The 23,397-nt window shown below is 63.8% G+C and carries 1 protein-coding gene (running past one end of the window); it reads left to right on the top strand.

Annotated features, from left to right (window positions below):
• Positions 1 to 23,397, top strand: the 3' portion of a protein-coding gene (locus EPZ47_RS31020) for a non-ribosomal peptide synthase/polyketide synthase (RefSeq protein ID WP_476705384.1). Its footprint begins 7,332 nt before the window's first position; only the last 23,397 of its 30,729 coding nucleotides appear in the window; its start codon lies off the left edge, out of view; the stop codon is at positions 23,395 to 23,397.

Below are 23,397 nucleotides of genomic sequence, written 5' to 3'. Positions count from 1 at the left end.
ATGCAGGGCGGCGAGGGCGCCGACCGGGCGCTGGGCATGTTCATCAACACCTTGCCGCTGCGGGTGAGTGTCGGAGCCCAAGGCGTGCGCGACGGGGTGAAAGCCGCACACGCGCGCCTGACCGGTCTTTTGGGGCACGAGCACGCCTCGTTGGCCTTGGCCCAGCGTTGCAGCGCCGTGGCCGCGCCGCTGCCATTGTTCAGCGCGTTGCTCAATTACCGGCACAGCGCCGCGGATGCCGCCTCGAGCGAAGCCTTGGTGGCTTGGGACGGTATTCAACTGCTGAGCAACGAAGAGCGTACCAACTACCCGCTGACCTTGTCGGTGGATGACCTGGGCGAAGATTTCCGCTTGTCGGCGCTGGCGGTGCCGCAGATCGGCGCGCAACGGATGTGTGCTTACATGAGCGTTGCCCTGGAGCATCTGGTCGAGGCGCTGGAACAAGCTCCGCAGACGCCGTTGCACAGCCTGTCGATTCTACCGTCGACCGAGCGTCGGCAATTGCTGGTGGATTTCAACGCCACTACTCGCAGCTATCCCCAGGACAGGACCGTCCATGGCCTGTTCGAAGCCCAGGCCAAGGAACGTCCGCAGGCTATTGCAGCTGTGCACGACGCGTACAGCCTGGGCTACGCCGAGTTGAACCACCGGGCCAATCGCCTGGCGCGCCATTTGGTCGGCCTCGGTGTGCAACCGGGCGATCGAGTGGCGATTGCGTTGGAGCGTTCGATTGAGCTGCTGGTCAGCCAACTGGCGATTCTCAAGTGCGCCGCCGCCTACGTGCCGCTGGACGTCAGCGCGCCGCTGGAGCGTCAGGAGTTCATGGTGCGCGACAGCGGTGCCCGGACGCTTCTGAGCCTGAGCACGATGACGGCCCCTGAGGGGATTGCCCGTGTGGATCTGGACACCGTCGTCCTGGATAGCGAGGCGGATCATGACCTGAGGTTGATACAAAGCACCGAATCGGTGGCCTACATCATGTACACCTCCGGTTCCACCGGTACCCCCAAAGGCGTGCTGGTGCCGCACCGGGCGATCAACCGGCTGGTGATCAATAACGGTTACGCCGACTTCAACACCGAGGACCGCGTCGCCTTTGCCTCCAACCCGGCATTCGACGCCAGTACCCTCGACGTCTGGGCGCCGTTGCTCAACGGCGGTTGCGTGGTGGTGGTCGACCAGGACGTGTTGCTGACACAGGAACGTTTTGCGGCACTGCTGCAAGAGCAATCGGTCAGCGTGCTGTGGATGACCGCCGGCCTGTTCCATCAGTACGCCGCCGGGCTGATGTCAGTGTTCGCCCAGTTGCGCTACCTGATCGTCGGCGGCGATGTGCTCGACCCGGCGGTGATCGGCCGCGTCCTGAACGAAGGCGCGCCGCTGCACCTGCTCAACGGCTACGGCCCGACCGAAGCCACCACCTTCACCACCACCCACGAGATCAAAACCGTGGGCGAGGGTGGAATCCCGATTGGCCGACCGATTGGCAACAGCCGGGTCTATGTGCTGGATGCCAACCGGCAACCCGTGCCCATCGGCGTGGCCGGCGAGCTGTACATCGGTGGCGACGGCGTGGCGAAAGGGTATCTGAATCGCCCTGAACTGACCGCCGAGAAGTTCGTCGCCGATCCGTTCAATGCCGATCCCGGTGCCTTGCTCTACCGCACCGGCGACCTGGCGCGCTGGCGGGCGGACGGTACGGTGGATTACCTGGGGCGTAACGACGACCAGGTGAAAATCCGTGGTTTCCGCATTGAGCTGGGCGAGGTCGAAGCCCGCTTGGGCCAGTGCCCGGGCGTGAAAGACGCGGTGGTGCTGGCGCGGCAAGACGATGCCGGGCCCAAGCGCCTGGTGGGTTATGTGATTGCCGAACCGGGCGTGACCTTGTCGGTTCACGACTTACGGGGGCAATTGTCGAGCGTGCTGGCCGACTACATGCTGCCCAGCGCCTTGGTGGTGCTGCCAGCCTTCCCGCTGACCGCCAACGGTAAGCTGGACCGCCGCGCACTGCCGGCGCCGGATGCCGAGGCCTATGCCTCGCGCGAATATGAAGCGCCGCAGGGTGAGGTGGAGCAGACCCTGGCACAGATCTGGGTCGATGTGCTCAAGGTCGAGAAAGTCGGTCGCCACGATCATTTCTTTGAGCTGGGCGGCCATTCGTTGCTGGCGGTCACGCTGATCGAACGCATGCGCCAGGCCGGCTTGAGCGCCGACGTGCGCGTGCTGTTCAGCCAACCGACCCTGGCGGCGCTGGCGGCGGCCGTTGGTAGCGGTAAGGAGATCCGTGTTCCGGCGAATCGGATCCCGGCAGATTGCGAGCACATCAGCCCGGACATGCTGCCACTGGTCACGCTGTCCCAGGACGCCATCGACCAGATCGTCGCCACGGTGCCCGGTGGTGCGCGCAACGTGCAGGACATCTACCCGCTGGCACCGTTGCAGGAAGGGATTCTTTATCACCACTTGGCCGCCGAGCAGGGCGACCCCTATGTATTGCAGACGCAATTCGCCTTTGACAACCGTGAACGCCTCGACGCCTTCATCGGGGCGCTGCAAGTGGTGATCGATCGCCACGACATCTTGCGCACCAGCGTGGTCTGGGAAGGGTTGGATGAGCCGGTGCAAGTGGTCTGGCGCGAGGTGGTGCTGGCGCCGCAATGCATTGTTCCAGACGCTTCGGCTGGCGACATCGCGACGCAGCTGGCCAGCCGTTTCGATGCCCGACACTATCGCCTCGACTTGGGCCAGGCGCCGTTGCTGCAATTGGCTTACGCCCGCGATGAGGCCCAGGATCGCTGGGTGGCGATCCTGCTGTTCCATCACATGGCCCTGGACCACACGGCCCTGGATGTGATGCAGCACGAGATGCAAATGCACCTGTTGGGCCAGGACGGCCAGTTGGGCGAAGCGATGCCGTATCGCAACTACGTGGCCCAGGCCCGTCTGGGGGCCAGCGAACAAGAACATGAAGCCTTTTTCCGCGAGATGCTCGGCGATATCGACGAGCCGACGCTGCCCTTTGGTCTGCAGGACGTGCAGGGTGAGGGGCATGGCATCGATGAGGTCCGCCAGCCGGTGGATCTGGCGTTGTCCAGGCGCCTGCGGACACAGGCACGCCACCTGGGGGTGAGTGCCGCCAGCCTGGTGCACCTGGCCTGGGCGCAGGTGCTGGGCAAGGTATCCGGCAAACAAGAGGTGGTGTTCGGTACGGTCCTGCTGGGCCGGATGCAGGGCGGCGACGGTGCCGACCGTGCCCTGGGGATGTTCATCAACACCTTGCCGTTGCGGGTGGATGTGGGCACCCAGGACGTACGCAGCGGCGTCAAGGCCACTCACGGGCGATTGACGGCCTTGCTGGGCCACGAACATGCCTCGCTGGCACTGGCGCAACGGTGCAGTGGCGTGGTCGCGCCGACGCCGCTGTTCAGTGCCTTGCTCAACTACCGCCACAGCGCAGTCCAAGTGACCCAGGACGCCCTGTCGGCCTGGAGCGGGATCAACGCGCTGGGCGGTGATGAGCGGACCAATTATCCGTTGACCCTCAACGTGGATGATATGGGCGACGGCTTCTTCCTCACGGCGATGGTCGATACGTCCATCGGTGCGCAGCGTATTTGCGGTTACATGCAGGTGGCCCTGGAAAACCTGGTCGTGGCCCTCGAGCAGGCACCGCACACTCCGCTGCACGCCTTGGCGATCCTGCCACCGGCCGAGCGTCGGCAGTTGCTGGAAACCTGGAACACGACCGACGCCGTGTATGCCGACGATGCCCTGATCCATCGGCAAGTCGAGGGCTGGGCCGCGTCTCAACCCGACACCGTGGCCGTCGTGCATGAAGACCAGGCATTGACCTACGGTGAGCTCAATGCCCGCGCCAACCAACTGGCCCACAGACTGGTGGCCCAGGGTGTTCGCCCGGATGACCGCGTGGCGATCTGTGTCGAGCGCGGCCTGGACATGATCGTTGGCCTGCTGGGTATCCTGAAAGCCGGTGCGGGCTATGTACCGCTGGACCCGGCTTATCCACCCGAGCGCATCGCCTACATGCTGGATGACAGCAGCCCCGTGGCGTTGGTGACCCAGGCGCAATGGCGCGACAGCCTGCCGGTATTGCCGGTGCCCACCCTTGTGCTCGACCTGGCCGACGCCGGCGAAATGAGCCAGCAACCGCAGCACAACCCCGACGTCCCGGGTCTGGACTCCAGCCACCTGGCCTACGTGATCTATACCTCCGGCTCCACCGGCCTGCCCAAGGGGGTGATGGTCGAGCACCGTAACGTCGCCCGGCTGTTTTCGGCGACCCAGCCGTGGTTCGAATTCGGCCCGCACGACGTGTGGGCGCTGTTCCATTCCTTTGCCTTCGATTTCTCTGTCTGGGAAATCTGGGGCGCATTGACCCATGGCGGCCGCTTGCTGGTGGTGCCGCAATTGGTCAGCCGTTCACCGCAATATTGCTATGCCTTGTTGTGCGAAGCGGGCGTGACCATCCTCAACCAGACGCCGAGTGCCTTCCGCCAACTGATTGCCGCCCAAGGTGAAAGCGACCTGGGACACAGCCTGCGCCAGGTGGTTTTCGGCGGCGAGGCACTGGAAACCGGCATTCTCAAGCCCTGGTATGCCCGCCAAGCTAACGCTCGGACGCAACTGGTCAACATGTACGGCATCACCGAAACCACCGTGCACGTGACGTACCGTCCCCTGACCGCAGCGGACGCGCAATTGACGGGTGTCAGCCCGATCGGCAAACGCATTCCCGATTTGCAGCTGTACGTGCTCGATGCCCAGCACGAGCCGGTGCCGGTGGGCGTGGTCGGGGAAATGTACGTGGGGGGAGCGGGTGTCAGTCGTGGTTACCTGAACCGTGACGAACTGACCGCCGAGCGTTTCCTCGACAACCCGTTCCGCCCCGAGGCGAACGCGCGGATGTACAAGACCGGTGACCTCGGCCGCTGGTTGGCGGACGGCAGCATTGAATACCTGGGGCGCAACGACGACCAGGTGAAGATCCGCGGTTTCCGTATCGAACTGGGAGAGATCGAGGCGAAGCTGGCTGCCTGCAACGGTGTACGTGAGGCCGTGGTGATGGCCCGCCAGGACGCGCCGGGCGATCAGCGCCTGGTGGCTTATGTGATTGCCGAAGAGGGCGAGCCACCGTCGGCCGCTGAGCTACGTGCTGAGTTGCTGGGTTCGCTGGCCGAATACATGGTGCCCAGCGCGTTCGTGATGCTGACGGCCTTCCCGTTGACCACCAATGGCAAGCTGGATCGCAAGGCCTTGCCAGTACCGGATCAGTCGTCGGTGGTGACCCGCGAATACGAAGCGCCCCAAGGTGAGGTCGAGACGAGCATTGCGCGGATCTGGCAAGACCTGTTGCAGGTGGAACGGGTCGGTCGTCATGACCACTTTTTTGAAATGGGCGGGCATTCGTTGTTGGCGGTGAAATTGATCGAGCGCATGCGTCAGGTCGACCTGGCCGCCGACGTGCGAGTGTTGTTCGGCCAGCCGACGCTGGCGGCCCTGGCCGCGGCGGTGGGCGGCAGCCAGGAAGTCCAGGTGCCGGCTAACCTCATTCCGGACGACTGTTCGCGGATCACGCCAGACCTGTTGCCACTGGCCACACTGAGCCAGGACGAGATCGACCGCGTCGTGGCGACGGTGCCCGGCGGCGTGGGCAATGTGCAGGACATTTACGCCCTGGCACCGCTGCAGGAAGGGATTTTGTACCACCACCTCGCGGCGGCCAAAGGTGATCCTTACCTGCAATACGTGCTGTTTGCTTTCGACAGCCGTGCACATCTGGATACCTTCGCCCAGGCACTGCAGAACGTGGTGTCCAGGCATGACATCTTGCGCACCGCAGTGGTCTGGGAAGGCTTGGACGACCCGGTCCAGGTGGTCTGGCGTGAGGCGCAACTGGAGCTCGAGGAGATAGCACTGGACGCTGAGGCGGGGGATATTGCCCGGCAACTGCGCGAACACTTGGACCCACGGCACTATCGCCTGGACATTCGCCGGGCGCCGATGATGCGTATCGGTTATGCACAAGATGTGACGAACAATCGTTGGGTGGGCATGTTGCTGTTCCACCACATGGTGGATGACGCGACTTCGCTGGGCATGCTCACTGCGGAAATTGGCGCCTACATGGCCGGGAACGGGCAGCAATTGGCGGCATCGGTGCCGTATCGCAACTATGTCGCACAAGCGCGGCTGGGCGTGAGCCGCGAGGACCACGAAGCCTTTTTCCGCGAAATGCTGGGTGATGTGACCGAACCGACGCTGCCCTTCGGTTTGCAGAATGTGCAGGGCGATGGACACGATATCGAGGAGGTCCGCCAGCGGGTCGATGCCCAGCTCAGCCGGCGTCTGCGGGTGCAGGCGCGCCAGCTCGGCGTAAGCGCGGCAAGCTTGTATCACCTGGCCTGGGCGCAGGTGTTGGGCAAGGTGTCGGGCCAGGACGACGTGGTCTTCGGCACAGTGTTGCTGGGGCGCATGCAGGGCGGCGAAGGCGCCGACCGGGCGTTGGGCATGTTCATCAACACCCTGCCGTTGCGTGTCGGCCTGGGGGCGCAAGGCGTACGCGCCGGGGTCAAGGCTACCCATGCACGTTTGACGGCGTTGCTGGGGCACGAGCACGCCTCGCTGGTCCTGGCGCAACGTTGCAGCGGCGTGGCCACGCCGACTCCGTTGTTCAGCGCGTTGCTCAACTATCGCCATCTCGGTACGCAGACGGCTTCCAGCGAAATCATAGCCGCCTGGAACGGTATCCAGACGCTGGAAGGTGAGGAACGCACCAACTATCCGCTGACGTTGTCGGTGGATGACTTGGGCGAAGACTTCAACCTGACGGTCATGGCCCAGGCACCGATTGGCTCTGGGAGGGTTTGCAGCTATGTGAACTGCGCTCTGGAAAACCTGGTGCGGGCCCTGGAGCAATCACCGCTGGCCCCATTGCATGGGTTGGCAATCCTGCCGCCGGCCGAGCGCCGACAGTTGCTCGAAACCTGGAATACGACAGATGCCTTGTACGCCGATGACTCCTTGATCCATGGCCAATTCGAAGTTCGCGCCGCCGCGCAGCCTGATGCGGTGGCGGTGGTGTTAGAAGATCGGACGCTGACCTATGGCGAACTCAACGCCAGGGCGAACCGGGTCGCTCATCGCTTGCTATCGCTAGGTATTCGCCCGGATGATCGGGTCGCGATCTGTGTCGAACGTGGCCTGGACATGATCGTTGGTCTGTTGGGGATCCTGAAATCCGGCGCCGGTTATGTGCCCGTGGATCCGGCCTATCCGGCCGAACGTATTGCCTACCTGTTGCGTGACAGCGCACCCATGGCAGTGTTGGCCCAAGCCGCCACGTACCGTGCAGTGGCTGAAGTTTCGGTACCGGTGCTGGTGCTCGATGACGGCAACTGGCAGGACCAGTCCGATGCCAACCCACAAGTGCCGGGCCTGGACTCCAGCCATCTGGCCTACGTGATCTACACCTCCGGTTCGACCGGATTGCCCAAGGGCGTGATGGTCGAACACCGCAACGTCGCCCGGCTGTTTTCGGCGACACAACCGTGGTTCGATTTCGGTCCGCACGACGTGTGGGCGCTGTTCCATTCCTTTGCCTTCGATTTCTCGGTCTGGGAAATCTGGGGCGCACTGACCCATGGCGGCCGCTTGCTGGTGGTGCCGCAATGGGTCAGCCGTTCGCCACAGGACTGCTACGCGCTGTTGTGCGAGGCCGGTGTCACGGTGCTGAACCAGACGCCGAGTGCTTTCCGGCAGTTGATCGCGGCCCAGGGCGAAAGCGACCTGAGCCATAGCCTGCGCCAGGTGATTTTCGGCGGCGAGGCACTGGAAACCGGCATTCTCAAGCCGTGGTATGCCCGTGGAGTCAATGCCGGAACGCAACTGGTCAACATGTACGGCATCACTGAAACCACGGTGCACGTGACGTACCGTCCCCTGACCGCAGCGGACGCGCAATTGACGGGTATCAGCCCGATCGGCAAACGCATTCCCGATTTGCAGCTGTACGTGCTCGATGCCCAGCGCGAGCCGGTGCCGGTGGGCGTGGTCGGTGAGATGTACGTGGGAGGGGCCGGCGTCAGTCGTGGTTATCTGAACCGCGAGGCATTGACCGCCGAGCGTTTCCTCGACGACCCGTTCAGCACCGCGCCGAACGCCCGCCTGTACCGGACCGGCGACCTCGGTCGCTGGTTGGCGGACGGCAGCATTGAATACCTGGGCCGCAACGATGACCAGGTGAAGATCCGTGGTTTCCGCATCGAACTGGGCGAGATCGAAGCAGCGCTGGCCGCGTGCGAGGGGGTCAGCGAGGCGGTGGTCATTGCCCGCGAAGACGAATCGGGCGACAAGCGCCTGGTGGCCTATGTGATTGCCGACGAAGACGCGCAGCTGTCAGCCGCTGACCTGCGTACCCAGTTGCTGGCTTCGTTAGCCGAATACATGGTGCCTAGCGCCTTTGTGACGCTGGCCGCGTTCCCATTGACCACCAACGGCAAGCTCGACCGCAAGGCGCTGCCGGCACCGGATCAGTCGGCGGTGATCAGTCGTGAATACCAGGCTCCGCAAGGCGAAGTCGAAGTGGCTATCGCGCGGATCTGGCAAGACTTGCTCAAGATCGAGCAGATCGGTCGCCACGATAATTTCTTCGAGCTGGGCGGGCACTCGTTGTTGGCCGTGAAGTTGATCGAGCGCATGCGTCAGGTCGACCTGGCCGCCGATGTGCGGGTGCTGTTCGGCCAGCCGACGCTGGCCGCATTGGCCGCCGCCGTGGGCGGGCACACGGAAGTCGTGGTGCCGGATAACGCCATCCCGGACGGCTGCATGCGCATCACCCCGGACATGTTGCCCCTGGCCGATCTGGGCCAGGCTGCCATCGACCGCATCGTGGCCACGGTGCCGGGCGGCGTGGCCAATGTGCAGGATATCTACGCCCTGGCGCCGTTGCAGGAGGGGATTCTCTACCACCACCTTGCCGCCGAGCAGGGCGACCCCTACGTGCTGCAGGTACTGTTTGGCTTTGACAACCGTGAGCGGCTGCAAGCCTTCGCCCATGCCTTGCAGAGCGTGGTTTCGCGTAACGATATCCTGCGCACCAGCATGGTCTGGCAAGGCCTTGAAGCGCCGGTGCAAGTGGTCTGGCGGCATGCGACCCTGGGCTTTGAGGAGATCGAAGTGGATCCGGCCGGGGATGACGTGGTGCAGCAACTGCACGAGCGCTTCGATCCGCGTCATTACCGCCTCGATATCGCCCAGGCACCGCTGATGCGCCTGGCCTATGCCCAGGATTTGGCGAATCAGCGTTGGGTCGGCATCCTGTTGTTCCATCACATGGCCCTGGACCATACGGCGCTGGAAGTGGTGGTGCACGAAATGCAGGCCAGCCTGCTGGGGCAGGCCCAGTTGCTTTCGCCAGCGGTACCGTATCGCAACCATGTGGCGCAGGCCCGGCTTGGGGTCAGTCGTGAGCAGCATGAAGCGTTTTTCCGCGACATGCTCGCCGATATCGATGAGCCTACGCTGCCATTCGGCCTGCAGGATGTGCAGGGGGATGGCAGCGGTATCGAAGAACAGCACCTGGATGTGGATGCCGAACTGGCCCAGCGCCTGCGAATGCAGGCCCGTCAGCTCGGGGTGAGCGCGGCAAGCCTGGTGCACCTGGCCTGGGCGCAGGTGGTCGGCCGGGTCTCGGGCCGTGAAGAAGTGGTGTTCGGCACCGTGCTGATGGGGCGGATGCAGGGCGGCGACGGGGCTGATCGGGCCCTGGGGATGTTCATCAATACCTTGCCATTACGCGTCAGCGTCGGTGGCCAAGGCGCCCGGGCAGGTGTCCGGGCGACCCATGGGCGGCTGTCGGCCTTGCTCGGGCATGAACACGCTTCGTTGTCCCTGGCCCAGCGTTGCAGTGGCGTACCGGCCTCGCTGCCGTTGTTCAGTACCTTGTTGAACTATCGACACAGCGCGGCGGAAGCGGTGTCCGACACGGCCATATCGGCCTGGCACGGCATTCAAACCCTGAGCATGGAGGAGCGGACGAACTATCCGTTGTGCCTGAACGTGGACGACCTGGGCGAAGGCTTCCGGCTCACGGCCCAGACCGTGGTCGCAGTGGGTGCCCGGCGTGTCTGCGGGTACATGCACACGGCGCTGGAAAGCCTGGTGATGGCGTTGGAGCACACGCCTGACCTGGCGTTGCGTGAACTGTCGATTGTGCCGGCCACGGAGCGCGAGCAACTGCTGGTGACGTTCAACGCCACCGAGGCAGACTATCCGCGGCAGCAGACGATTCATGGGTTGTTCGAAGAACAGGTGCAGTGTACGCCGGATGCCGTGGCGGTGCGCCATGGCCGACGTCAGCTCAACTACCGCGAGCTCAATGGCCTGGCCAACCGCTTGGCCCATTACCTGCGCAAGCAGGGCGTGCAGCCGGATTCGCGGGTGGCGATCTGCGTCGAACGCGGCATCGACATGGTCGTTGGCTTGCTGGCGATTCTCAAGGCCGGGGGCGGTTATGTGCCGCTCGACCCGGCTTATCCGCAGGACCGCATTGCCTACATGCTCGAAGACAGTGCCCCGGCGGCGATCCTGGTTCAAGGAACCACGCGCCACTTGCTGGGCGAGATGGCGGTACCGGTGATCGACCTCGACCAGGGCGTCTGGCAGGACGAAGCGGCGCCTAATCCACAGGTGCCGGGCCTGACCTCGTCACACCTGGCCTATGTGATCTACACGTCCGGTTCCACCGGTCTGCCCAAGGGCGTGATGATCGAACACCGCAACACGGTGAACTTCCTGACCTGGGCCCATCGTTCGTTCGATGACGCCACGTTGTCGAAAACCCTGTTTTCCACCTCGCTGAACTTCGACCTGGCCGTTTATGAATGCTTCGCGCCGTTGACGTCGGGCGGCAGCATCGAAGTCGTGACTAATGTGCTGGAACTGCAACAGGGTGAGCACGACATCACCCTGATCAACACCGTGCCCTCGGCGCTCAAGGCCTTGCTGGAGTCCGGGGGACTGGGCGAGGGCGTCGACACGGTCAACGTCGCTGGCGAAGCGCTCAAGCGCAGCCTGGTGGAAACGCTGTTCGAACAGACCCAGGTCAAGCGTCTGTGCAACCTCTACGGCCCTTCGGAAACCACGACCTACTCAAGTTGGGTGTCGATGGCTCGTGAGGACGGGTTTGCGGCACACATTGGCAAGCCGGTGGCGAACACCCAGTTCTACCTGCTGGACGAGCACCAACAACCGGTGCCGCTGGGCGTACCTGGCGAGATCTACATCGGTGGTGCCGGGGTGGCCCGTGGTTATCTCAACCGCGATGACCTCACCGCCGAACGGTTCCTCAAAGACCCGTTCAGCACCACGCCAAATACCCGGATGTACAGGACCGGTGACCTCGGTCGCTACCTGGCGGACGGCAACATCGAATACCTGGGGCGCAACGACGACCAGGTGAAGATCCGTGGTTTCCGCATCGAACTGGGTGAGATCGAAGCCAAACTGGCCCAGCACCCGGCTCTCAAGGAAGCCGTGGTGCAAGCCCGCGAAGACGTCCCGGGTGACAAGCGCCTGGTCGCGTATTTCACCGAACATTCGCCGGGTGACGACATCGATGTCGAAGCCCTGCGTAGTCATCTGCAGATCCGGCTGCCGGCCTATATGGTGCCGTCGGCTTACGTACGCCTCGGCGCACTGCCGCTGACCCCCAACGGTAAGCTCGATCGCAAGGCACTTCCGGCGCCGGACCAGGATTCAGTCATCTCCCGCGGCTACGAAGCCCCACAAGGCGAGCTCGAAACCACTCTCTCGCAGATCTGGCAAAACCTGCTGGGCCTGCAACAGGTCGGTCGCCATGACCAGTTCTTCGAGCTGGGTGGCCACTCGTTGTTGGCGATCCAGCTGATTTCCCAGGTGCGCCTGCGCTTGGGCGTTGAACTCAGCCTGGCCGAGCTGTTCGCCCATCCGCAACTCATGGACCTGGCGCAGGCGGTGGCCCACGCCGGGCGCAGCACATTGCCGGAGATCGTCCAGGTCTCTGGTGAGAAAGACCTGCCGCTGTCGTTCGCCCAGCAGCGCCTGTGGTTCCTGGCGCAGATGGAAGGCGCCAGCGCGGCCTACCACATGCCCGCTGGCCTGCGCCTGCGTGGCATCCTGGATCGCGTGGCCTTGCAGCGGGCGCTGGATCGCATCGTCGCCCGTCACGAGGCGCTGCGTACCACCTTCGTGCAGGAGCAAGGCCAGGAGGCACGGCAGTGCGTCGCGCCTGCCGAGATCGGTCTTGCACTGTTCCAGCAGGACCTGTCCGATCAGGACGATGCCGAGGGCCATCTGCAGGCATTGCTGGCAGAGGAAGCCACGAACGCTTTCGACCTGGAGCACGGTCCGTTGATCCGGGGAAGGCTGATCCGCCTCGGCAGCGAGGACCATGTGCTGCTGGTGACCATGCACCACATCGTTTCGGACGGCTGGTCCATCGGCGTGTTGATCAAGGAACTGGCGGCGCTCTATGAAGCGTTCCGTCACGGTCTGGACGATCCGCTGCCGGCGCTGGCGGTGCAGTACAGCGACTACGCCGTCTGGCAACGCCGCTGGTTGAGCGGTGAGGTGCTGCAAACCCAGAGCAGCTACTGGCAGCAAGCCCTGGCCGACGCGCCGGCGCTGCTGATGCTGCCCACCGACCGGGCACGGCCGCCTCAGCAAGACTACACCGGGGCTGCATTGCCAGTGGCCTTCGACGCCGACCTGACGGCAAGCCTCAAGGCGCTGAGCCAGCGCCACGGCGTCACGCTGTACATGACGTTGATGGCCGCCTGGGGCGCACTGTTGAGCCGGCTTTCCGGTCAGGATGAGGTGGTGATCGGTTCGCCGGTGGCCAACCGTACCCGCTCGGAAGTCGAAGGGTTGATCGGTCTCTTCGTCAACACCCTGGCGGTGCGCGTCGATGTTTCGGGGGCGCCGACTGTCGAAACCCTGTTGGCGCGGGTCAAGACTCAGGCTTTGGGCGCCCAGGCGCATCAGGACCTGCCGTTCGAACAAGTGGTGGAAGTGCTCAAGCCGGTGCGCAGCCTGGCCCATACGCCGCTGTTCCAGGCCATGCTGTCATGGCAGACGGTGGACAACACCGAGCTGGTGCTGGGTGACCTGAAACTCGAAGGCCTGGGCGCGGCGAGCACTGTCGCCAAGTTTGATCTGTCCCTGGAGCTGGGCGAGGCCCAAGGGCAGATGTTCGGCGCCCTCGAATACGCCACGGCGCTGTTCGACGAGACCACGGTGCAGCGTTATCTCGGCTACTTCGAGCGCCTGCTGCGAGCGATGGTGGCTGGTGACCAGAGCTTGATCGAACGGGTGGCGTTGCTGGACGAAGCCGAGCGCGAGCATTTGCTGGTGGACCTCAACGCTACCCAGGCCGCATACCCTCGTGGACAGACCATCCATCAGTTGTTCGAAGCGCAGGTCGCGGCTCGTCCAGACGCCATCGCGGTGCTGTTCGAGGGTGAACGGTTGAGCTACGCGGAACTGAACCGCCAGGCCAACCAGCTGGCCCATCACCTGATCGGACTGGGTATTCGCCCGGATGATCGGGTGGCGATCTGTGTCGAACGCGGCGCTGAAATGCTGGTCGGCCTGTTGGCGATTCTCAAGGCCGGCGCTGGTTATGTGCCGCTCGATCCGGCATATCCGGCTGAACGCCTGGCCTACATGCTCGCCGACAGTGCCCCGGTGGCGCTGCTGACCCAAGGTGGGTTGCAAGGTCGTCTGCCGGCATTGACGGTGCCAGTGGTGTTGCTCGATCACGCTGAGCGTGTTCGTAGCGGCATTTGCGTCGGGCGCGACGACAACCCGCTCGTAGCGTCCCTGGGCGTGCGCCACCTGGCCTACGTGATCTACACCTCGGGCTCCACCGGCAACCCCAAAGGGGTGATGATCGAACACCGGGGCCTGGTCAACTACTGCGTCGATGCGGTCCGGCTGTTCGGCCTGACTGCGGCCGACACGGTGCTGCAACAGAACACCCTGAACTTCGACCTGTCGGTGGAGGAAATCTTCCCGGCACTGCTTGCCGGTGCCACCCTGGCGCCGACCCGGCAGCTGTTTGGCAGTGCCGAGCTGCAAAGCAATGGCGACGTCCGTCCGACCTTCCTGCACCTGACGGCGGCCCATTGGCATACCCTCGCGGCCGAGTGGCACAACACCCCGGCTCTGGCCCGCGACCTGCTGCGGGACGTGCGGTTGATCAACGTCACTGGGGATGCCTTGTCGACGCAGAAGTTGCAGATGTGGGACGCGATTCGTCCGCCCCATACGCAACTGATCAACACCTATGGCCCGACCGAGGCGACGGTGTCCTGCACCGCCGCGTATATGAAGTACGACGCTGCCTGTGGCAATGCAACGATTGGCACGCCGATGGCCAACACTCGTATTTACCTGCTCGATGGGCATCGCCAGCCGGTGCCGTTCGGCGTCGCGGGGGAAATCTTCATCGGTGGCGAGGGTGTGGCGCGTGGTTACTTGAACCTTGACGCTATCAACGCTGAACGTTTCCTGGCCGATCCTTTCAGCGATCAGCCCGATGCGCGGATGTACAAGACCGGCGACCTGGCCCGTTATCGTGCGGACGGACGCCTTGAGTACCTGGGTCGCAATGACTTCCAGGTCAAGGTCCGTGGGTTCCGTATCGAACTGGGCGAGATCGAGTCCAGGCTGGGCCACTGTGCCGGAGTCAAGGAAGCGGCGGTGATCGTGCGCGAAGACACCCCGGGCGACAAACGCCTGGTGGCCTATGTGGTGCCGCAGGCCGACGCGAGCCTGAACCCAGCGGCCTTGCGCGCGCAGTTGTCGATGCAACTGGCCGAATACATGCTGCCCAGTGCCTTCGTCAGCCTGTCCGCACTGCCGCTGACACCGAACCGCAAGCTCGACCGCCAGGCATTACCGGCGCCCGATGCCGAGGCCTACGCCAGCCGTAGCCAGGAAGCGCCCCAAGGCCAGGCTGAAATCGCCCTGGCGCAAATCTGGCGAACTCTGCTCAAGGTCGAGTCGGTGGGGCGTCATGACCACTTCTTCGAACTGGGTGGCCATTCATTGCTGGTGATGCGCTTGATCGCCCAGGTGCGCGAACAACTGGGTGTGGAGCTGAATCTGAGCGATGTCTTCGCCCAACCGCAGTTAAGCGCGCTGGCCCAGATACTTTCCCAGGCAGCACGCAGCACCCGGCCGGACATTGTGCCGGTGTCCCGTGACCAGGTCCTGCCGTTGTCGTTTGCCCAGCAACGCCTATGGTTCCTGGCGCAACTGGACGGCGGCAGCGCGGCGTATCACATTCCCACCGGCCTGCGTTTGCGGGGTGCGCTGGATATGCCGGCGCTCACTCGCGCACTGGATCGCATCGTGGCCCGTCACGAAGCGCTGCGTACCACCTTTGTGCAGGCGCAGGGGCAGGAGGCACAGCAACGCATTGCCCCGGCTGACATCGGTTTTGCCTTGCAACGACATGTCCTGGCCGGGCGTCCGGATGCCGAGGCCGAGTTGTTGATCATGGCCGAGCAAGAGGCTCGCCAAGCCTTCGACCTGGCCCGTGGTCCACTGGCCCGTGGTCGACTGGTACGTATGGCTGACGACGACCACGTGCTGCTGGTGACCCTGCATCACATCGTCGCCGATGGTTGGTCCGCCGATGTACTGACCCATGAGTTGGGCGTGCTGTACGAGGCGTTCAGCCAGGATCGGGATGACCCGCTGCCGGCCCTGCCAATCCAGTACGCCGACTACGCCCTATGGCAACGGCACTGGCTCACCGGCGAGGTCTTGGAGCAGCAGGAGCGCTACTGGCAGCAAACCCTGGCCGATGTACCGGCGCTGCTGACGTTGCCGACCGACCGGCCACGCCCCGCACAACAAGATCATGCAGGCAGTGCCGTGGGGATTGCACTGGATGAAAGCCTGACTGAAAACCTCAAGGCGTTGAGCCAGCGCCATGGCGCCACGTTGTTCATGACGGTCATGGCCGCCTGGGCCGCAGTGCTCAGTCGCATGGCCGGGCAGGACGACGTTGTCATCGGCACGCCCGTGGCGAACCGCATGCAATCGGAGGTCGAGGGCCTGATCGGTCTGTTCGTCAACACCCTGGCGCTGCGCGTCGATGTGGCGGCCGACCTGACGGTTCAAGGCTTACTGCAACAGGTGAAGGCCCAGACCTTGGGGGCCCAGGCGCATCAGGACCTGCCGTTCGAGCAAGTGGTGGAAGTGGTCCGGCCCTTGCGCAGCCTGTCCCACAGCCCGGTGTTCCAGGCCATGCTGTCCTGGCAGAACAACGAAAGCACCGGGTTGGAACTGGGCGATATCTCCCTGCAAGGGCTGGGCGTGACCAGCCGCACCGCGAAGTTCGATGTGTTGCTGGACATGGCCCTGATCGATGGGCGCCTGTTCGGTTCGCTGGAATACGCCACGGCGCTGTTCGACCAGGCCACGATGGAACGCTATCTCGGTTACCTCGAATGCGTACTGCGGGCCATGGTTGCCGACGAGCAGGCTATCGTGGCGCAGATCCCACTGCTGGGTGACAACGAGCGCGAGCATCTGCTGGAAGGGTTCAACGCCACCACGGTTGAATATCCGTCAGGCCTGACGCTGCATGGTTTGTTCGAGGCGCGGGTTGCGACGAGTCCGGATGCCGTGGCCGTGGTCTCCGACGAAGAACAACTGAGTTACGCGCAATTGAACCGCCGCGCCAATCAGGTTGCCCACCGACTGCTGGCCCTGGGTATCCGCCCGGACGACCGCGTGGCGATCTGTGTGGATCGCAGCGTGGAGATGGTCGCGGGCCTGTTGGGCATCCTCAAGGCTGGTGCGGCCTATGTGCCGCTCGACCCGGATTACCCACTCGATCGGCTGGCCTACATGCTGGAAAACAGCGCGCCGACGGTGGTGCTGACCCAGCGTGCCTTGCAGGCCAGCCTGCCGGCGACCACTGCCCGAGTCATGCTGTTGGACGCGGCCGACGAGGAAGGCTTCTCGACGCAGCCGACCAGCGATCCGCTGGTGGAGGGCCTGCAGGCCAATCACCTGGCCTATGTGATCTACACCTCGGGTTCGACTGGCCAGCCAAAAGGCGTGATGAACGAGCATGGCGCGGTGGTCAACCGCCTGCTGTGGATGCAGGACGAATACAAACTGACCGCCGCGGACGCTGTGCTGCAAAAGACCCCGTTCAGCTTCGACGTGTCGGTGTGGGAGTTCTTCTGGCCGCTGTTCAGCGGTGCGCAGCTGGTGATGGCCCGCCCCGGCGGGCATCGCGAACCGGCGTACCTGCGCGAAGTGATCCAGGCCCAAGGCATCACCACGCTGCACTTCGTGCCGTCGATGCTGGATGTGTTCCTGGCCCATGGCGAGGCGGACGAGTGCGCGAGCCTGCTCCGGGTGATGTGCAGCGGCGAGGCCTTGCCGGGGCACCTGGTGCGGCGCTTCAAGGCGCAACTACCGCAGACCGGCTTGTACAACCTGTACGGCCCGACCGAAGCGGCGGTGGACGTGACCGCGTGGGACTGCGCAGGCGCGCAAACCCCGGACAGCACGCCCATTGGCAAGCCGATCGCCAACACGCGGATCTACCTGCTCGATGCCCATCAACAACCGGTGCCCATGGGCGTGGCTGGGGAGATTTATATCGGCGGGGTCCAGGTGGCGCGGGGTTACCTGCACCGTGCGGAACTGACCGCCGAGCGTTTCCTCAAAGACCCGTTCAGCACGGCCCCGAACGCGCGTATGTACAAAACCGGCGACCTGGGACGCTATTTGCCGGACGGCAACATCGACTACCTGGGGCGTGACGATGACCAGGTGAAGATCCGCGGTTTCCGCATCGAGTTGGGCGAGATCGAAGCCCGGCTGGCGCAATACGCGGGTATCAAGGAAACCGTGGTGCTGGCCCGTGAAGAGGCGTCAGGCGAGAAGCGCCTGGTGGCTTATTTCACCACGCATGCTGTCGAGGCCGCTGCCGATATCGAAGCCCTGCGCGCCCATCTGCAAGGGCAACTGCCGGAGTACATGGTGCCGAGCGCCTACGTGCGCCTCGACGCCTTGCCGCTGACCCCCAACGGCAAGCTCGACCGCAAGGCCTTGCCAGCGCCGGACCTGGCTTCGGTTATCACCCGGGATTACGAGGCACCGCAAGGTACGGCCGAGACAACGTTGGCGCAGCTTTGGGCCGATTTGCTCCAGGTTGAGCGGGTGGGGCGGCATGACCACTTCTTCGAACTGGGCGGTCACTCGTTGTTGGCGGTCACGTTGATCGAACGCATGCGCCAGGTAGGCTTGAGTGCCGATGTCCGCGTACTGTTCGGCCAGCCGACGTTGGCGGCATTGGCGGCGGCAGTGGGCGGTACGACGGAGGTCGTGGTGCCGGACAACGCAATTACCCAGGCTGGCCAACGCATCACGCCGGACATGCTGCCCCTCATCGACCTGTCGCAAGACGAGATCGATCAGATTGCCGCGACGGTGCCCGGCGGCGTGGCAAACGTCCAGGACATCTACGCCCTGGCGCCATTGCAGGAAGGGATCCTGTATCACCACCTGGCTTCGCAGCAGGGCGATCTCTATGTGCAGCAGGCCACGTTCAACTTCAAGGATCGTGGCCGGCTGCAGGCCTTTGTCGACGCTTTGCAAGCTGTCATCGATCGGCACGACATCCTGCGCACCGCCGTGCTTTGGGAAGGACTGCGCGAGCCGGTCCAGGTGGTGCTTCGCCAGGCACGACTGATTCTGCAAGAGTGTGTTTTCGAGCCAAGTGATGACATCACCGCGCAATTGCTCGAACGCTTCAACCCTCGACACTACAGCCTCGATGTACGCCAGGCACCGCTGATGCGCATGGCGTTTGCCCATGACCCGGCCAACCAGCGCTGGATCGCCATGCTGCTGTTCCACCACATGGCCCTCGATCACACGGCGCTGGAGGTGGTGCAGCACGAGATGCAGGCGCATTTGCTGGGCCAGGCCGATCAGTTGGGCGCAGCAGTACCGTTCCGCAATTACGTGGCCCAGGCCCGTTTGGGCATCAGTCGCGAGGAGCATGAAGGGTTCTTCCGCGACATGCTGGGTGATGTGGACGAGCCGACATTGCCGTTCGGCGTGCTGGATGTACATGGCGACGGCAGCGATATCGAAACCGCCGGACTGAACCTTTCTGCCGATCTGAGTCGTCGTTTGCGGGCTCAGGCTCGTCAATTGGGTGTGAGCGCGGCGAGCCTGCATCACTTGGCTTGGGCACACGTGCTGGGGCAGGTGTCCGGCAAACAGAACGTGGTCTTTGGCACCGTGCTGATGGGCCGGATGCAGGGCGGCGAGGGCGCCGACCGGGCGCTGGGTATGTTCATCAACACCTTGCCACTGCGAGTGGATCTCGGTAGCCAAGGTGTGCGTGACGGTGTGAAAGCCACCCACGCTCGCCTCACCGGCCTGCTCGGCCATGAGCACGCTTCGCTGGCCTTGGCCCAACGTTGCAGCGGAGTGGCCGCGCCGCTGCCGTTGTTCAGTGCCTTGCTCAATTACCGGCACAGCGCAGGCCAGACGGTTTCGAGCGAAGCCCTGAACGCCTGGGAAGGCATCGAGGCCCTGAGCAGTGAAGAGCGCACCAACTATCCTTTGACCTTGTCGGTGGATGACCTGGGCGAAGGTTTTAGCGTATCGGCACTGGCGCTGCCGCGGATCGGCGCGCAGCGGATGTGTGTTTACATGAACATTGCCCTGGAGCATCTGGTGCAGGCGCTGGAACAGGCACCGCAGGCGCCGTTGAGCAGCGTGTCGATCCTGCCGTCCGCCGAACGTCGGCAATTGTTGGTGGACTTCAACGCCACGACCCGTCGCTATCCCCAGGACAGGACCGTTCATGGCCTGTTCGAAGCCCAGGCCAAGGAGCGTCCGCAGGCTATTGCAGCTGTGCACGACGCGTACAGCCTGAGCTATGTCGAGTTGAACCACCGGGCCAATCGCCTGGCGCGCCATTTGGTCGGTCTCGGTGTGCAACCGGGCGATCGAGTGGCGATTGCGCTGGAGCGTTCGATTGAGCTGCTGGTCAGCCAACTGGCGATTCTCAAGTGCGCCGCCGCCTACGTGCCGCTGGACATCAGCGCACCGCTGGAGCGTCAGCAGTTCATGGTCCAGGACAGCGGCGCGCAAGTCGTGCTGACGTTGAGCACGGCGCTAGCGCCTGAAGCCTCGCAACGGGTGGACCTGGATACGCTGGTCGTCAATGAAGCCGCCGATAACCTCGACCTGACGCAAAGCACCGAGTCGGTGGGCTACATCATGTACACCTCCGGTTCCACCGGCACCCCCAAAGGTGTGCTGGTGCCGCACCGGGCGATCAACCGGCTGGTGATCAATAACGGTTACGCCGACTTCAACGCCGAGGATCGAGTGGCCTTTGCCTCCAACCCGGCATTCGACGCCAGTACCCTCGACGTCTGGGCGCCGTTGCTCAACGGCGGTTGCGTGGTGGTGGTCGACCAGGACGTGTTGCTGACACAGGAACGTTTTGCGGCACTGCTGCAAGAGCAATCGGTCAGCGTGCTGTGGATGACCGCCGGCCTGTTCCACCAGTACGCCGCCGGGCTGATGTCAGTGTTCGCCCAGTTGCGCTACCTGATCGTCGGCGGCGATGTGCTCGACCCGGCGGTGATCGGCCGCGTCCTGAAGGAAGGCGCACCGGCTCATCTGCTCAACGGCTACGGCCCGACCGAAGCCACCACCTTCACCACCACCCACGAGATCAAAACCGTGGGCGAGGGTGGAATCCCGATTGGCCGACCGATTGGCAACAGCCGGGTCTATGTGCTGGATGCCAACCGGCAACCCGTGCCCATCGGCGTGGCCGGCGAGTTGTACATCGGTGGCGACGGCGTGGCGAAAGGGTATCTGAATCGCCCTGAACTGACCGCCGAGAAGTTCGTCGCCGATCCGTTCAATGCCGATCCCGGTGCCTTGCTCTACCGCACCGGCGACCTGGCGCGCTGGCGGGCGGACGGCACGGTGGATTACCTGGGGCGTAACGACGACCAGGTGAAAATCCGTGGTTTCCGTATCGAATTGGGCGAGATCGAAGCGCGGTTGAATCTGCATGACGAGGTCAAGGAAGCGGTAGTGCTGGTGCGTGAAGACGCCCCGGGCGAGAAACGCCTGGTGGCTTACTTTACCCAGCACGCGGTGGACGCAATGCTGCCGGTCGAAGACTTGCGCGGCTATCTGCAGGCGCAGTTACCGGAATACATGCTGCCCAGCGCCTTCGTGGCGCTGCCAGCCTTCTCGCTGACCGCCAACGGCAAGCTGGATCGTCGGGCATTGCCGGCACCGGATCAGGACGCCTTCGTCAGCCGTGCCTACGAAGCCCCGCAAGGTGAGGTGGAAACCTTGTTGGCGCAGCTCTGGCAAGACTTGCTGGGCCTGCAACGGGTCGGTCGCCATGACAACTTCTTCGAAATGGGCGGGCATTCCCTACTGGCGATCCGCTTGGTGGGGCTGCTGGCGCAGGCCAACCTGACGGTGTCACTGGCCGAGTTGTTCCAGCATGAAAGTGTCGCGTCCATGGCATCGCTGCTGCAGAACCGTACCACCGAGGTCCAAGTGCAGGAGCCGTTCGTGCCGGTGCGCACCACCGGCCAGCAGAATCCGTTGTTCCTGGTGCATGAGTTCAGCGGCCTGGATCTCTACTTTCCGGTGCTGGGCAAGCACATCGATCCGGATATCCCGGTCTATGGCCTGCCCGCCATTGCGTGGGGTGAACCACAGTTGCACACGATGGAGTGCCTGGCTTCGCGGCTGGTGGGCATCATCCGTTCGGTCCAGCCCAAGGGGCCTTATCGCCTGGCGGGCTGGTCATTCGGTGGTGTGCTGGCGTACGAGATCGCCATCCAGCTCATTGGCCTTGACGAAGAGGTCGAGTTCCTCGGCCTGATCGACAGCTACCTGCCTCGGCTGGTGGACCAGGGCAGGGAGCGCTGGTCGCCGGACGAAGCGCACAAACGTCATTTGCTCGACCGTTGCGAGGTGTTCTGGAGGGCTGGAACAGTGGTCGACGGGGACCTCACCCTGGTCCTCACGAAGTTGGCCAGCCTGCAGGTTCAACTGAGTGACTTCGAGTTCGAGGGGCTGGTACAGCGGTGCGCTGAGCAAGGCCTGTTACCGCCGGAACTGGCGGACTACAACGCGGCCCAGCTCTGGCAATACCTGGATCGCGAAGTCGCCCACGGTCATGCGCTGGCCCATTACTCGGTGTATCCGATTTCGGTGCCGGTGCACCTGCTGGTCGCCGAGGAGCGCAAGGACGATGCGCCCGAACATTCCGGCTACCTGGGCTGGGATGCGGTCCTGCCCAAGGCCCAGATCCACTGCGTCAAGGTTCCGGGCAACCATCAGACGATGATGCAGGCGCCCCAGGTCAAGGCATTGGGGCAGGCCATTGACGATGCATTGCGCACCGTCGCTTCGCGCCCGGCGCCTTCCCGGCGCAATAGTTACCAGCCGCTGCTGACGATCCAGGGAGGGCGTGCCGATCGGGCGCCGATCTTCTGTGTACCTGGTGCCGGCGACAGCGTGACTGGTTTTATCGGTCTGACCGACGCCTTTGGCCCGGACTGGCCCATCCATGGGTTGCAACCTCGTGGATTGGACGGCAACACCGAGCCTTTCGGTCTCGTGGAAACCGCCGCCCAGGCCTATCTCGAAGCCATCGACAAGGTGCAACCGCAGGGCCCGGTGCATCTGCTCGGCCATTCCTTCGGTGGCTGGATCGTCTTCGAAATGGCGGCCCGCCTGCACGCTCGCGGTCGCAAGGTGGCCTCGTTGACACTGATCGACAGTGAGTCGCCGGGTGGCAACGGGGTGGTGGGTAGGCCTTACACCGCGACGGGAGTCTTGAATCGGTTGATCGAGGCAATGCAGCTGGCTTCCGGCAAGTCCCTGGGTATCGATGCCACGTTCTTCGGTGCCCAGGACGATACCGCGCAGATGCGTTTGCTGCATGCCGGCATGGTCCGTGCCGGCATGCTGCCGCAGCGTTCGGCGGTGGATTCGATGCGCGGTCCGGCGCGGGCCTTTGGCACGGCCCTGCGTACGGTTTATCAACCACAACATCGATACACCGGGCCGGTGCGGCTGGTGTTGGCCAATGATCCAACCCTGGACACAGCCGGTAACAAACGTGAACAGGAACAAATGATCGAAGGATGGCGCAAGCATATCCCTGACCTCAGTATCTGGTACGGTCCGGGTAACCACTTCACGATCCTCAAGGCCCCTCATGTACACAACCTGGCAGCCTGGTGGCAGGACAGCCTTCCCATGCTCGATGAGGAGGCGGCCAGTGATTGTGTCTAG

Source organism: Pseudomonas viciae, from assembly GCF_004786035.1.
GTDB classification, from domain to species: domain Bacteria; phylum Pseudomonadota; class Gammaproteobacteria; order Pseudomonadales; family Pseudomonadaceae; genus Aquipseudomonas; species Aquipseudomonas viciae.
This window is presented reverse-complemented; position numbering and strand designations above follow the sequence as displayed.